Consider the following 13,849-nt stretch of genomic DNA (forward strand, 5'->3'; position numbering starts at 1 on the left):
CACGAACGTCTGAACGAAATCCAGTGGATCGCCGGGCGGCACGCCGTGCCCCGAGCCGCCCGCCGGCTGCCGCGCACGGGGAAGGCCCCCTCCCCGCGTCACCCGCGGGAAAGGGGCCTTCTTCTGGCGTGCTGAGTGTCTGATGTGCTGAGCGTCTGACGTGCTGAGTGTCCGACTGTCCGACGGTGTGACTGTGCGGCTGCGGTCGCGACCAGGATCAGTCGCCGCGGGGGTCAGTCGCCGCCGGGGTCAGTCGCGGCCGGGGTCAGTCGCGGCCGGCATCAGTGACGGCGGTGGTCGTTGTTGTGGTGGTCCGCGTGGCGGCGGTGGTCGCGGTCGCCGCGGCGCTCGCTGCCCCACGAGACGCTGTCGATGACGCGGCCGTGGTCGTTGCGCAGGGTGGCGGTGTCACGCCGGTCCCAGACGACGTGGCGGCGGTCCTGGAACAGGTCGCGGTGGCTGTCGCGGCCGATGCCGGTGTGGACCCGGACGGTGGCCCGGCCGTTCAGCCGGTAGTGGTGGAAGGTGTAGGTGCGGCCCTCGCGGTCGGACAGCGTCCAGCCGTTCAGGTTCACGGAGCGGCGGGTGGTGTTGGTGAGCTCCACCCACTGCTGGTTGAGGGAACGATTCGAGCGGTCGTTCCGGCCCGGGGTGTCGTACTGCACGTGGGTGATCTCCACCTGCGGGCGGTACGGACGCGCGTGGTCGGCCGCGGACGCCGGCAGCGTCACCGAGCCCACCAGAGCGCCGGCGGTGAGCGCGGCGGCGGCCAGACGGCGGGCGGTGACGGAAGCGGAAACGGACACAGTGCCCCCTGCGAAAGTGCGAGTGCGAGTGCGGCCGGTCGGCCGCGCAGACACACCTTGGTCCCGGTGCGCGCCGCCCGTCGCCGCAATCCGTGCGGTGTTACAAGTCATCCATATATCCGTGACTCTTGAGTGCAATGTCCATTAATCAGGCGAACGTGCGGGGTTGACAGCTCGTAAGCAGGCACAGCCCTTTATTGACGGGCATGTGGTGTTTTATCGCCAGGGCGCGCCACCCCACGGCCGCCGTCTTCGTCACCCGAAAGTGGGTAACGCCCGGAACCTGCCGGAGCCGGCCGTACACAGGGCGAAGGGCCCCGGCCGAGGCCGGGGCCCTTCGTGGTGAAGAAGTGACGGGAGTCAGCCGCACTGGCAGGGGGCGCCCGACTGGCACCCGCAGCCGCAGCCCGAACCGCAGCCGCAGGCGGCGGCCAGCGGCAGGCTCCTGATCCCGGCGGGCTGTTCGGTCTCGCGCTCCTGCGTGGGGTCGGACGTGGTGCTGGGTGAATCGGACATGGGCCCTCCTCGAGGCTGGTGCCTTTGCCCATTCCATGCCCGCGCCACTGGGCGCATCAACGGCGCACAGTGGCTCGCGCGAGCCCCGGCGCCCCGGCCCCACGCCGGCCGGGGCGCCGCGAGGCGCTGCCGGGCGCCCCGAGGCGCCGTCGGGCGCCGTCAGGCACCCTCCACGCCCGTCACCGGCTGGATGTCCTGCTGGATCTCGTCCGCGTGCTCACCCGTCACCAGGTACACCACGCGCTTGGCGACGGCGACCGCGTGGTCCGCGTAGCGCTCGTAGTAGCGGCCGAGCAGGGTGACGTCGACGGCGGTCTCGATGCCGTGCTTCCAGCGGTCGTCGATGAGGTGCTGGAAGAGGGTGCGGTGCAGCAGGTCCATCTCGTCGTCGTCCTGCTCCAGCTGGAGGGCCAGGTCGACGTCCTTGGTCACGATCACCTCGGCCGCCTTCGCCATCAGACGCTGGGCGAGCTGGCCCATCTCCAGGATGGTGGCGTGCAGGTCCTGCGGGACCGCCCGCTCGGGGAAGCGCAGCCGGGCCAGCTTGGCGACGTGCTGGGCGAGGTCGCCGGAGCGCTCCAGGTCGGCGGACATGCGCAGCGAGGTGACGACGATGCGCAGGTCCGTCGCCACCGGCTGCTGCCTGGCCAGCAGGGCGATCGCCCGCGCCTCCAGGTCGTGCTGGAGCTCGTCGACCTTCTGGTCGGCCTCGATCACGCTCTCGGCCAGTTTCAGGTCGGAGTCGAGGATGGCCGTCGTGGCGCGCCCGATGGCCGACCCGACCAGCCGGGTCATCTCCACCAGACCGTCGCCGATCGAGTCCAGTTCCTCGTGGTACGCGTCCCGCATCAGGTTCCCTCTCGTGCGCATCCGGTAGGGCTGTGCACCCCACGCTCCCACGTTCGGGGCCCCGGGCGTCCGTTTCGGCCACCCCGTATGAACCGTCGCCGGCGCCGAGGTGAACTCTGGGCGACGAGTGTCCGAGCTCGCACTCCGACGGCTGTGGGCACCTTCGGCGCCATGCCTAACCTGGACGCATGGACGTGAACGCGGCGGTCGCCGCAGCGGCGGCGATCGCCGGGGTGCTCACCGGTGTGATCGCCATGCTGGCGTTCCGCTTCAGCGAGCGGGAGCAGAAGCGCCCGACCCGTACGTCCCTGCACACCGACCCGGTGCTTCCGCCGGGTGTGGACACCGTCCTGTCGGTGCTCCGCTCCTCCGCCGTGGTCCTCGACGAGGCCGACGGCGTCGTCAAGGCGAGTTCGGCGGCGTACGCCCTCGGGCTGGTCCGCGGGGGCAAGCTGGCCGTGGAGCCGATGCTCCAGATGGCCCGGGACACCCGCAGGGACGGGGAGATACGGCAGGTCGAGCTGGACCTGCCGCGGCGCGGCACCGGACGCGGCGAGGCCCTGGCCGTCTCCGCACGGGTCGCCCCGCTCGGGTCCCGGCTGGTGCTGCTGCTCGTGGAGGACCTCACCGAGGCCCGCCGGATCGAGGCCGTACGGCGCGACTTCGTCGCCAATGTGAGCCACGAGCTGAAGACCCCGGTGGGCGCGCTGTCCCTGCTGTCCGAGGCCGTCATGGACGCCTCCGACGACCCCGAGGCCGTGCAGCGCTTCGCCGGGCGGATGCAGATCGAGGCGACCCGGCTGACCAACCTGGTGCAGGAGCTCATCGACCTGTCCCGGGTGCAGAACGACGATCCGCTCGAGGACGCCGAGCCCGTGCGCGTGGACGAACTGGTCGCCGAGGCCGTCGACCGCTGCCGCCACCAGGCGGGCACCAAGCAGATCACCATGGCGGCGGCGACGAAGGGGCCCGAGGGGCCCGGTGCCGAGGGCGACGGGACAAGCCGGCCGGGCGCCGCGGACCTGCGCGTGTGGGGCAACCGCGGGCAGCTCGCCGCGGCCCTCGGCAACCTGGTCGAGAACGCCGTCAACTACTCCCCGGCCCGCACCCGCGTCGGCATCTCCGCGCGCCGGGTGAGCGCGCCCGGCGGGGACCTGATCGAGATCGCCGTCACCGACCAGGGCATCGGCATCTCCGAGAAGGACAAGGAGCGCATCTTCGAGCGCTTCTACCGCGTCGACCCGGCCCGCTCCCGTGCCACCGGCGGCACCGGCCTGGGCCTGGCGATCGTGAAGCACGTGGTCGCCTCGCACGGCGGGGAGGTCACGGTGTGGAGCGCAGAGGGACAGGGCTCCACGTTCACCCTGCGGCTGCCGGAGGCGGCCGCCGCCCGCGAGGCCCGCGACCGGGCCCGCCGGCATCCCGTCCTCGACGACGAGGACGGGCAGCCCCCCACCGACCCATCACCGTACGCACCGCTTCCCGCCCCGGAGGTCCTTCCGTGACCCGAGTGCTCGTCGTCGAGGACGAGGAGTCCTTCTCCGACGCCCTGTCGTACATGCTCCGCAAGGAGGGCTTCGAGGTCGCCATCGCGGCCACGGGGCCCGAGGGCCTCGACGAGTTCGAGCGCAACGGCGCCGACCTCGTCCTCCTCGACCTGATGCTGCCGGGGCTGCCCGGCACGGAGGTGTGCCGGCAGCTGCGCGGCCGCTCCAACGTCCCCGTGATCATGGTGACGGCCAAGGACAGCGAGATCGACAAGGTCGTCGGCCTGGAGATAGGCGCCGACGACTACGTCACCAAGCCCTTCTCCTCCCGCGAGCTGGTCGCCCGGATCCGCGCGGTGCTGCGCCGGCGCGGCGAGCCCGAGGAGGTCGCCCCGGCCGCCCTGGAGGCCGGGCCGGTCCGCATGGACGTCGACCGGCACGTCGTCACGGTCTCCGGGTCGAAGGTGGACCTGCCGCTGAAGGAGTTCGACCTGCTCGAGATGCTGCTGCGCAACGCCGGCCGGGTGCTCACCCGCATGCAGCTCATCGACCGCGTCTGGGGTGCGGACTACGTGGGCGACACCAAGACGCTCGACGTCCACGTCAAGCGGCTGCGCGCCAAGATCGAGCCGGACCCGGGCGCGCCGCGCTACCTGGTGACGGTGCGGGGCCTGGGCTACAAGTTCGAGCCGTAGGCCGACCGGGCGGATCCGGCCGAGCCGAGCGGACTCTGACCGGGCCGGCCGGGGCGAGCGAGCTCTGACCGGGCCCCGACCCGCCGAGCGGGCGACCGGGCCGAGGCGACCGGGCCGGCCGGGGCGAGGCGGCACAGCCGGCCCACGGCGGCGGACCCGGCCGATCCGGCCCACGGCAACCGGGCCGAGCGGGCTCTGACCGGGCCCCGCCCCGCCGAGCGGGCGACCGGGCCGAGGCGACCGGGCCGGCCGGGGCGAGGCGGCACAGCCGGCCCACGGCGGCGGACCCGGCCGATCCGGCCCACGGCAACCGGGCCGAGCGGGCTCTGACCGGGCCCCGCCCCGCCGAGCGGGCGACCGGGCCGAGGCGACCGGGCTGACCGGGCCGAGGCGGCACAGCCGGCCCACGGCGGCGGACCCGGCCGATCCGGCCCACGGCGACCGGGGCGGATCATCCGGACGAACGGCCGGTCCGGCCCACGGCGGCCGTCCGCCCGGCGGGACGGGCAGCCGGGCGGACGGCGAAGGGCGGCACCCTCATCGAGAGGGTGCCGCCCTTCATCCGTGTACGGCGGCGGGGTGCGCGGGTGCGCGGCGTCCTCAGTGACCGGCCGCCGACTGCGACGCGGAGTCGCTCGGGGTGGCGCCGGCCGGCTCGGAGGAGCCGTCGGACGGCTTGCCGGACGGGGACCCCGGCTTCGCCGGCTTGCCCGATGCGGAGCCGGAGGGGTGCGGCGTCGCCTCGCCGCCCGGCCGGGCCGGGACGTTGCTCGGGCCCCACTTGTCGAAGTAGTTCCTGGCCGGGACGACAAAGGCGACCAGGCTCACGTCACCGGTCTTGCTCAGGGTGAAGGTGACCTTCTGCGCGTTGCCGTCCTGCAGGTTCGCACCGGGGCTGGGCAGCGCGGCGGAGGCGTTGCCCTTGCCGCCGATGACCACCGAGCCGCCGGCCGGGACGGTCACCTTGCCCGTGCCCTTGGCGGGCGTGATCTGGGCGGTTCCGTCACCGGCGACACGGATCGCGTCCAGCGTCTGGTCGGTGTCGCCGCCGTTGAAGACGGTCGCGGAGACGACGGCCGGGCCCTTGGACTGCGGGTCGGGCTGGGTGATGATCGTGACGTTCTGGATCTTGATGTCGCCCGAGGTGACGGCCGCGTTGTCCGGCTTGACCTGGAGCGTCTGGGCGTTGTTGCCGGCGCCGCACGCGGCGAGCGAGGCGATCGAGAACGCGATGGCGGCGGCGGCGAGGGCGCCGCGTCGAAGGCTGCTGCTCACGGCGGCGGCAACTCCTTGAACGTGGGCGGAGCAGGACGGCCTCGTCATAAAGCCGCCCTAAGTGTCTGTCAGCGGCCTTAGGTTACCGAGCCGTTCCCGGGGCTTTGCACCCGACCCGCCCCCGCGTCCCGCGCGGCACCCGGACACCGCGTGCGCCACGGGCCTCGCGCGGTCCGCAATGCGCCCCTCCACCGGCCCCGTCACGCGCATTGGCCGGACCGTCGTCCGCCATTCACATAAGGCTCCCGGGACATACCCCGGCGGCGGATCTCGGCGCATCTCGCGGATTTCGCCGCGGAATGCGCGGCCGCCGCGGGAATTGATCACCCGCGGCCCGCCCGGCGCGTTGTGCCGGGGCCGTGATCAATTCCGGAATCGGCGGGGATCCGGCCGAAGCTCGCCGGTGCGCACCGAACGGAGTAGCGGAAGTCGCACGCCTGGAACCGGACAAATCGGGATGTTCAGCCGCTTGGACGGTCCGCCGGATGTGTGTAACGTACGGGTTTCACCCCGTGCGGACAGCCCCTCCGACCTGCGAATACCCGGTTCCTCTTGGCCCCCGCGCCCCTCCCGAAGCACGTTCCGGTTGCTGTTGTCAAGCCCCGAGATATGCCCTGACCTGCGAAAACGCCATTCAGAAGACGCCGTATCCGTGTTACCCTGGATAGCCACGGAAGGGGTACCTGTCACATGACGTTCAAGGTTGGCGACACCGTGGTCTATCCCCATCACGGGGCCGCGCTGATCGAGGCCATCGAAACTCGTCAGATCAAAGGCGTGGACAAGACCTACTTGGTGCTGAAGGTCGCCCAGGGTGACCTGACGGTGCGTGTGCCAGCGGACAATGCGGAGTTCGTCGGCGTGCGTGATGTGGTCGGTCAGGACGGGCTGGACCGGGTCTTCGAGGTGCTGCGCGCTCCATACGCCGAGGAGCCCACGAACTGGTCGCGTCGCTACAAGGCAAACCTGGAGAAGCTCGCCTCCGGCGATGTCATCAAGGTCGCGGAAGTCGTGCGTGACCTGTGGCGTCGTGAGCGCGAGCGCGGACTCTCCGCCGGTGAGAAGCGCATGCTCGCCAAGGCCCGCCAGATCCTGGTGAGCGAGCTCGCCCTCGCGGAGAACACGAACGAGGACAAGGCCGAGGCGCTGCTCGACGAGGTGCTCGCGTCCTGACGACGCGACGACTCCCCGCGAGTACAGGCACGTCCTGACCGGGGCGACGACACCAGCCCGCCCCAGTTCAGCACACCGATCATGCCGCGGTGCCCGATGACGCCACGCAGTCGCCGGGCGCTGCGGCATGTCCGTACGCCCGTACTCGTACTCTCTCGTACCCCAACACCCGGTTACCCGGTACCCGCCTGCCGCCTGCCGTACCTGCCTGCCGGTGGCCGTCCGGGAGCGGTACCGCCCGAGCAGGCCGGTACCCGGCGGCCGTGCCGTACGACGGGGGAGTCCCCCCGATACTGTGTGCCGAGTTCGGGCAGTCCGCCCGGCCGGGGTCACGGAAGGGTCCGGTCGAGGCGTCGCGCCCGGCACGGTGTGGCCATACCCAGACAAGGCCAGCACACAAACCTGACAGGAACCGATGTCTGACGAATCGCGCCCTTCGCCCACAGGTGCCCGCCCGGGGACAGCCGTCGCCGCCGTGATTCCGGCCGCCGGACGGGGTGTACGCCTCGGTCCGGGCGCCCCCAAAGCGCTGCGCACGCTGAACGGCACGCCGATGCTCATCCACGCCGTGCGCGCCATGGCCGCCTCCCGCCACGTGTCCCTGGTGGTGGTGGTCGCCCCGCCCGACGGCGCCGCCGAGGTGAAGTCGCTGCTCGACGCGCACGCGCTGCCCGGGGGCACCCCCAGCGGCAGCTGGGGCAGCACCGACTTCCTGGTGGTGCCCGGCGGCGAGAGCCGCCAGGAGTCGGTGCGGCTGGGCCTGGACGCGCTGCCGCCCGGCCACGACATCGTCCTGGTGCACGACGCGGCCCGCCCGCTGGTGCCGGTGGACACCGTCGACGCGGTCATCGAGGCCGTACGGGACGGGGCGGTCGCCGTCGTGCCCGCGCTGCCGCTGGCGGACACCGTCAAGCAGGTGGAGCCGGCCGCCGCGTCCGGCGAGCCCGAGCGGGTCGTCGCCACACCGGACCGCTCCCGGCTGCGGGCCGTGCAGACCCCGCAGGGCTTCGACCGGGCCACACTGGTCCGCGCCCACGAGACGGTCACCGACAACGTCACCGACGACGCGAGCATGGTCGAGCAGCTCGGCGAGCCGGTCGTGGCCGTGCCCGGCCACGAGGAGGCCTTCAAGGTCACCCGCCCGCTGGACCTGGTGCTCGCCGAGGCGGTGCTGGCCCGCCGGAGGCTCAACGATGGCTTCTGAGACGGCACCCGCGCCCCCCGGCGCCCCCGGGTCGACCGGCAGCGGGTCCGCCTCCGCGCCCCCCGGCGCCCCCGGTTCGGCCGGCAGCGGGTCCGCCTCCGCGCCCCCCGGCGCCCCCGGGCCCGCCGGCACCGCCCCCGCCTCCGGGACGCCCGGCGGCCCGTCCCCCGTGCCGCTGCCCCAGGTCGGTGTCGGCACCGACATCCACGCCTTCGAGGAGGGCCGCGAGCTGTGGTGCGCGGGCCTGAAGTGGGAGGGCGAGGGCTCCGGGCTGGCCGGCCACTCCGACGCCGACGTCGTCGCGCACGCCGCGTGCAACGCGCTGTTCTCCGCCGCCGGCCTCGGCGACCTCGGACAGCACTTCGGCACCGGGCGCCCCGAGTGGTCGGGCGCGTCCGGGGTCACGCTGCTCACCGAGGCCGCGCGGATCGTCCGGGCGGCGGGCTTCCGGATCGGGAACGTGGCGGTGCAGGTCGTCGGCCCCCGGCCGAAGATCGGCAAGCGGCGCGAGGAGGCGCAGCGGATCCTCTCCGAGGCGGCCGGCGCACCCGTGTCCGTCTCCGGGGCGACAACCGACGGGCTCGGTTTCCCCGGCCGCGGCGAGGGCCTGATGGCCGTGGCCACGGCGCTCGTCGTGCGCGTGGACTGAGAGCGTGCGAAGGTACCCACCAAGCCACCGATGAGCCGATGGACCGGAGGGTGCCCCCATGTCCGCCGTACTGTCCGACCGCCTCAAGAGCCTGCTGGACGGCCCCGTCTTCGTCGTCCTCGGCACGATCCAGCCCGACGGCAGCCCCCAGATGTCGCCCGTGTGGGTGAAGCGGGACGGTGACGACCTCCTCGTCTCCACCACAGTGGACCGCCGCAAGAAGAAGAACCTCGACCGGGACCCGCGGGTGGGCGTCGTCGTCCAGGACCCCGAGTCGCCGTACGAGTACGCCGAGATCCGCGGCACCGCGGAGATGACCACCGAGGGCGGTCAGGAACTCATCGACGAGCTGAGCCTGAAGTACACCGGCAGGAAGTACGCCGAGTTCAACCCGGCCTCCGCCCAGGACGCGCAGCGGGTGGTCGTGCGGATCAGGGCCCGCAAGGTCGTCGGGAACCTGTGAGGCCGCGCCCCCGTCGGCGCCCGCGCGCGGTCCGCGCGGCGGCACCCTCCCGGCCACGAAAGCGCGCCCGGTGCGGCCGAGGGGCGCGAGGCACTGTCCCGCGCCCACTACCCTGGAGTGGTGACCATTCGCCTGTACGACACCAGCGCCCGGCAGATCCGTGACTTCACCCCGCTCAAGCCGGGTTGTGTCTCGATCTACCTCTGCGGTGCCACCGTGCAGGCGGCCCCGCACATCGGGCACATCCGGTCGGGACTGAACTTCGACATCATGCGCCGCTGGTTCGCCCACCGCGGCTACGAGGTGACGTTCATCCGCAACGTCACCGACATCGACGACAAGATCATCGCCAAGGCGCACGAGCAGAACCGCCCCTGGTGGGCGATCGGCTACGCCAACGAGCGCGCCTTCGACGACGGCTACACCGCGCTCGGCTGCCTGCCGCCCACCTACGAGCCCCGCGCCACCGGCCATGTGCCGGAGATGATCGAGATGATGCGCGCGCTCATCGAGCGCGGGCACGCCTACGCCGCCGACGGCAACGTCTACTTCGACGTGCGCTCCTTCCCCGGCTACCTCCAGCTGTCCCGCCAGGAGCTGGACAACCTCCAGCAGCCCTCGGGCGCGGGCGAGACCGGCAAGCGCGACCCCCGCGACTTCGCCATGTGGAAGGCGGCCAAGCCGGGCGAGCCGACCTGGCCCACCCCGTGGGGCGAGGGCCGGCCGGGCTGGCACCTGGAGTGCTCGGCCATGGCGCACAAGTACCTCGGCAGCGCCTTCGACATCCACGGCGGCGGCCTGGACCTGATCTTCCCGCACCACGAGAACGAGATCGCCCAGGCCAAGGCCTACGGCGACGAGTTCGCCCGCTACTGGGTGCACAACGCCTGGGTGACCATGGCCGGCGACAAGATGTCCAAGTCGCTCGGCAACTCGGTGCTGGTCTCCGAGATGGTCAAGCAGTGGCGGCCCATCGTGCTGCGCTACTACCTGGGCACGCCGCACTACCGCTCGATGATCGAGTACAGCGAGGAGTCGCTGCGCGAGGCCGAGTCGGCGTTCGCGCGGATCGAGGGCTTCATCCAGCGCGTGGTGGAGAAGGCCGGCCCGGTGGAGCCGGCCGAGCAGGTGCCGCCCGCCTTCGCCGAGGCGATGGACGACGACCTCGGCGTCCCGCAGGCGCTCGCGGTCGTCCACACCACCGTCCGGCAGGGCAACAGCGCGCTGGCCGCCGACGACAAGGAGGCCGCCGTGGCCCGGCTCGCCGAGGTGCGGGCCATGCTCGGCGTCCTCGGCCTGGACCCGCTCGACGAGCACTGGGCCGGCGAGCGCGGCGACCGCGGCGAGGACCTGCACGGCGTGGTCGACAGCCTGGTCCGCATGGTGCTCGACCAGCGCGAGGCCGCCCGGGCCCGCAAGGACTGGACCACCGCGGACGCCATCCGCGACCAGCTCGGCCAGTCCGGCCTGGTCATCGAGGACAGCCCGCAGGGCCCCCGCTGGAGCCTCGGCCCCCGCTGAGCCCGCCCGCGGGCACCACGGACCGACTGTGCCGCCCGGCCCTCCGGGCGGCACACTTCATAGACGTGACAGACGTACGCGCACGGCGTACGTACGGCTTTTTCGACAGACAGGTAGGTCATGGCCGCGAACAACCGCCGCATGTCCGGCAAGAAGGGCGCGCAGGTCGGCAGCGGCGGCAAGCGGCGCCGCGGCCTGGAGGGCAAGGGCCCCACGCCCCCCGCCGAGATGCGCAAGGGACACGCCAAGCAGCGCGCCGCCCAGGCCAAGGCCCGGCGCTCGCAGGGCGGCCGTCCGCAGCAGCGCCGCGGATCGGGACGGTCCGCCGCCGAGCTGGTCGTCGGCCGCAACCCGGTCGTCGAGGCGCTGCGCGGGGGCGTGCCCGCCTCCACGCTCTACGTCCAGCAGTTCATCGACAACGACGAGCGCGTCCGCGAGGCCCTCCAGCTCGCCTCCGAGCGCGGCGGCATCAACCTCATGGAGGCGCCGCGCCCCGAGCTCGACCGGATGACGAACGGCCTCAACCACCAGGGCCTGGTCCTCCAGGTCCCGCCGTACGAGTACGCCCATCCCGAGGATCTCGCCGACGCCGCGTACGACGCCGGCGAGGACCCGCTGATCGTCGCCCTCGACGGGGTGACCGACCCGCGCAACCTCGGTGCGGTCGTCCGCTCGGTCTCCGCCTTCGGCGGCCACGGCGTGGTCGTGCCCGAGCGGCGCGCGGCCGGCATGACCGCGGGCGCCTGGAAGACGTCCGCCGGCACGGCGGCCCGCACGCCGGTGGCGCGCGCCACCAATCTGACACGGGCGCTGGAGTCGTACCAGAAGGCGGGCATGACGGTCGTGGGCCTGGCCGCGGACGGCGAGGTCGAACTCGGCGACCTGGACGCCCTCGAGGGCCCGGTCGTGGTCGTCGTCGGCAGCGAGGGCAAGGGCCTGTCCCGGCTGGTCGGCGAGACCTGCGACCTGCGGGTGCGGATCCCCATGCCCGGCGGCGCCGAGTCGCTGAACGCGGGCGTCGCGGCGGGCATCGTGCTGTACGAGGCGGCACGCCGGCGCGGCTGAGGCGCCCGGGGCCTGCGGCCTGGGGCGACCGGGGCGACCGGGGCGACCGGGGTGCACAAGGCGGCCGCCTCGCGCCGTACGGAGGCGAGGCGCGGGTGGCCGGACGGGCATCCGTACGGTCACCCGACCGGGTGTTTCCGGGCGTTCCGTGCAACCTTGACGGGGTCCGGACAGTTCCGGCGCGCCGAGACAGTGTCCTAACTCCCCGTCACTCGGTTAGTGGAGTGTGGACACCAGAACACCCCGCACACCCACGGGGGACCGCTCGTCGGGCATCGACGACGCTCCCGCGCTGAGCATGGTGAAGGTGCCGAGCGATCCGGCGCAGGTCATCGTCAATCACGCGAGCTTCCGCGTGCAGTTGGGCGCCGCCTCGTGGCGTGCCCAGTCCCCGCGGATCGCGCGGCACCCGAGCGCCACCGACCACACCGCCCGCGGCCCCCTCGCCGGCACCGCGGCGCGGGCCGGGGTGGCGTCCCAGCGCCGTCCGGTCGTCTGGAGCGGCCGGTCCGCACCCGACGACACCGGCGCCCACCGGCTGCTCCAGGCCGTGCGCAGCGGCAGCGTGCGGCACGTCGAGGAGGCCACCGCCGACGCGGGGGCCACGCAGGTGATCCCGCGCATCGTCCCGCCCCCGGGCCACCGCGGCGGGGCCCGTGCCCACGACGGCCTCGACGAGACGGTCGAGACCCCGGTGGTCGGCGCCCCGCGGACCGCCGAGCCGGGCCGGACCCGGCTGCTGCCGCACATGCGGACCGTGGGCAGCGCGTACGAGGAGTCGGGGCCGGGCGTACCCGGGCCCGACGGCGTCCCGTACGGCGGCCCCGGGTACGCCGAGCCCCCGTACGGCGCCCCCGGCCACGGCCCCGCGGACCCCGGCCAGGACGCCTACGGCGACGACGACGTGTACGGCCCCGACGGCGACGACGGGTACGGCCACGATGGCTACTACGGCGACGCCGAGTTCGCGGACGACGCGGACCGGGCGCCGCGGGAAGGCGGCCGTGCGGCCCGGCGGCACGCCGACGACCAGGTCCGGCAGGCGTACTTCCCCGGCCGCCGGATGAACCTGGGCGTCGTCCTGCTCCCGCTGCGCGTCTTCCTCGGCTGCGTCTCGGCCTACGCCGGCATGGGCAAGCTGTGCGATCCGCTCTACTTCGACGGCGGCAAGCGCGGCTCCATGGTCAAGTGGCTGAACACGCTGCACCCGTGGGACGTGGCCGAGCCGCTGCGCCAGTTCGCGCTGCAGCACCCCGTGGGCTCCGGCCTCGTGATCGCCTTCCTCCAGGTCGTCGTCGGTGTCCTGACGGTGCTGGGCTGCTGGCAGCGGGTCGCCGCGGGGATCGGCGCGCTGCTGTCGGCCGCGCTCATCGTGACGGTCAGCTGGAAGACGGTGCCCGTCTACGACGCCCCGGACATCATCTACCTCGCCGCCTGGTCCCCGCTGATCATCGCCGGGGCGCCCGTCTACTCCGTCGACGGCCGTCTCGCCGCCTCGGCGTGGCGGCGGCTCGGACCGCGCTCGGACATCTGGGAGTTGCGGCAGTTCGTGCTGCGGCGGGGCGCCCTGATCACGGCGCTGGTCGCCGGTCTCACCCTGCTGGTCGGCTCGCTGCTCGGCGGCGCGGTCCGCGACGCCGACCGTGTGGTCGTCCCCGGTCCGGGTGAGGCCCCGCGCAACGAGCGGCCGGGTTCGCCGCTGCCGAAGAAGCCGGCCGAGCGCCGGCAGCAGCTGCCGTCGGCGTCCACGTCGCCGAGCCACCGCGGCTCGTCGGCCGGCCCCTCCGGCGACCCCGCGAACACCCCGGGCGCGACCCGCGGGAGCGGCACCGCCACCGGCGGCTCGCCCAGCCAGACCCAGGGCACCGGACAGGTCCCGCCCCGCCGCTCCTCCCCGGCGCGGCAGGCCCCCAGCACCAGCTCGGGCCCCACCTCGGGCGGCACGGCGACCAGCAGCGGCGGGGCGTCGACGGGCACGGGCGGCGGCAGCTCGTCCTCGGGGCAGCCGGGACTGGTGGGCGGCCTGCTGGGCTAGGAGGACACCGACCGGTCACATCGCGACCGACCGGTCACATCGCGACCGACCGGTCACATCGCGACCGACCGGTCGCGTGGCGACCGACCGGTCGCATGGGAGGGGCCCCGC

Annotated in this window: 13 protein-coding genes; 9 read left to right on the forward strand and 4 right to left on the reverse strand. The window is 73.4% G+C overall.

What is annotated here, in order from left to right:
* Positions 1-281: 281 nt before the first annotated feature.
* From ACI2LW_RS09965 to phoU, 3 genes are all read right to left on the reverse strand, one after another.
* Positions 282-806, reverse strand: a complete 525-nt coding sequence (locus ACI2LW_RS09965) for a lamin tail domain-containing protein (protein WP_404730688.1) — start codon at positions 804-806, stop codon at positions 282-284.
* A gap of 360 nt (positions 807-1,166) precedes the next feature.
* Positions 1,167-1,322, reverse strand: a complete 156-nt coding sequence (locus tag ACI2LW_RS09970; RefSeq protein ID WP_404730689.1) for a hypothetical protein — start codon at positions 1,320-1,322, stop codon at positions 1,167-1,169.
* 159 nt (positions 1,323-1,481) lie between these two features.
* The gene (gene phoU, locus ACI2LW_RS09975) at positions 1,482-2,171 is read right to left on the reverse strand and encodes a phosphate signaling complex protein PhoU (protein ID WP_404730806.1); all 690 of its coding nucleotides are present in this window, start codon (positions 2,169-2,171) and stop codon (positions 1,482-1,484) included.
* Positions 2,172-2,359: 188 nt separating this feature from the next.
* Here phoU and ACI2LW_RS09980 point away from each other — a divergent pair, with 188 nt between their 5' ends.
* Both ACI2LW_RS09980 and ACI2LW_RS09985 read left to right on the forward strand, forming a co-directional pair.
* The gene (locus ACI2LW_RS09980) at positions 2,360-3,676 is read left to right on the forward strand and encodes a sensor histidine kinase (RefSeq protein ID WP_404730690.1); all 1,317 of its coding nucleotides are present in this window, start codon (positions 2,360-2,362) and stop codon (positions 3,674-3,676) included.
* Positions 3,673-4,353, forward strand: a complete 681-nt coding sequence (locus ACI2LW_RS09985; RefSeq protein WP_404730691.1) for a response regulator — start codon at positions 3,673-3,675, stop codon at positions 4,351-4,353. The genes ACI2LW_RS09980 and ACI2LW_RS09985 overlap by 4 nt, the downstream gene beginning before the upstream one ends.
* A 600-nt stretch (positions 4,354-4,953) precedes the next feature.
* Here the strand turns inward: ACI2LW_RS09985 and ACI2LW_RS09990 are convergent.
* A complete protein-coding gene (locus tag ACI2LW_RS09990; RefSeq protein WP_404730692.1) occupies positions 4,954-5,628 on the reverse strand; it encodes a DUF461 domain-containing protein in 675 nt (224 codons plus the stop codon).
* A gap of 690 nt (positions 5,629-6,318) precedes the next feature.
* Here ACI2LW_RS09990 and ACI2LW_RS09995 point away from each other — a divergent pair.
* From ACI2LW_RS09995 to ACI2LW_RS10025, 7 genes are all read left to right on the forward strand, one after another.
* Positions 6,319-6,801 (forward strand): CarD family transcriptional regulator, encoded by a 483-nt coding sequence (locus tag ACI2LW_RS09995; protein WP_003953493.1) that lies wholly within the window; start codon positions 6,319-6,321, stop codon positions 6,799-6,801.
* A gap of 415 nt (positions 6,802-7,216) precedes the next feature.
* Positions 7,217-8,005, forward strand: coding sequence for a 2-C-methyl-D-erythritol 4-phosphate cytidylyltransferase (gene ispD / locus ACI2LW_RS10000; RefSeq protein WP_404730693.1), 789 nt, complete (start codon positions 7,217-7,219; stop codon positions 8,003-8,005).
* Positions 8,006-8,174: 169 nt separating this feature from the next.
* Complete coding sequence (gene ispF, locus ACI2LW_RS10005; RefSeq protein WP_404730807.1) at positions 8,175-8,654, forward strand: 2-C-methyl-D-erythritol 2,4-cyclodiphosphate synthase; 480 nt, start codon at positions 8,175-8,177, stop codon at positions 8,652-8,654.
* Between the two features lie 58 nt (positions 8,655-8,712).
* Positions 8,713-9,117: a PPOX class F420-dependent oxidoreductase gene (locus ACI2LW_RS10010; protein WP_404730694.1), complete on the forward strand. Its 405-nt coding sequence runs from the start codon at positions 8,713-8,715 to the stop codon at positions 9,115-9,117.
* A gap of 120 nt (positions 9,118-9,237) precedes the next feature.
* On the forward strand, positions 9,238-10,638 hold the full coding sequence (gene cysS, locus ACI2LW_RS10015; RefSeq protein WP_404730695.1) for a cysteine--tRNA ligase: 1,401 nt from the start codon (positions 9,238-9,240) through the stop codon (positions 10,636-10,638).
* A 120-nt stretch (positions 10,639-10,758) separates the two neighbouring features.
* Complete coding sequence (rlmB, locus tag ACI2LW_RS10020; protein ID WP_404730696.1) at positions 10,759-11,703, forward strand: 23S rRNA (guanosine(2251)-2'-O)-methyltransferase RlmB; 945 nt, start codon at positions 10,759-10,761, stop codon at positions 11,701-11,703.
* A gap of 226 nt (positions 11,704-11,929) precedes the next feature.
* Positions 11,930-13,738 (forward strand): DoxX family membrane protein, encoded by a 1,809-nt coding sequence (locus ACI2LW_RS10025; protein ID WP_404730697.1) that lies wholly within the window; start codon positions 11,930-11,932, stop codon positions 13,736-13,738.
* The last annotated feature ends 111 nt before the right edge of the window (positions 13,739-13,849 follow it).

This window comes from Streptomyces sp. NPDC004065 (assembly GCF_044903565.1).
Classification (GTDB): domain Bacteria; phylum Actinomycetota; class Actinomycetes; order Streptomycetales; family Streptomycetaceae; genus Streptomyces.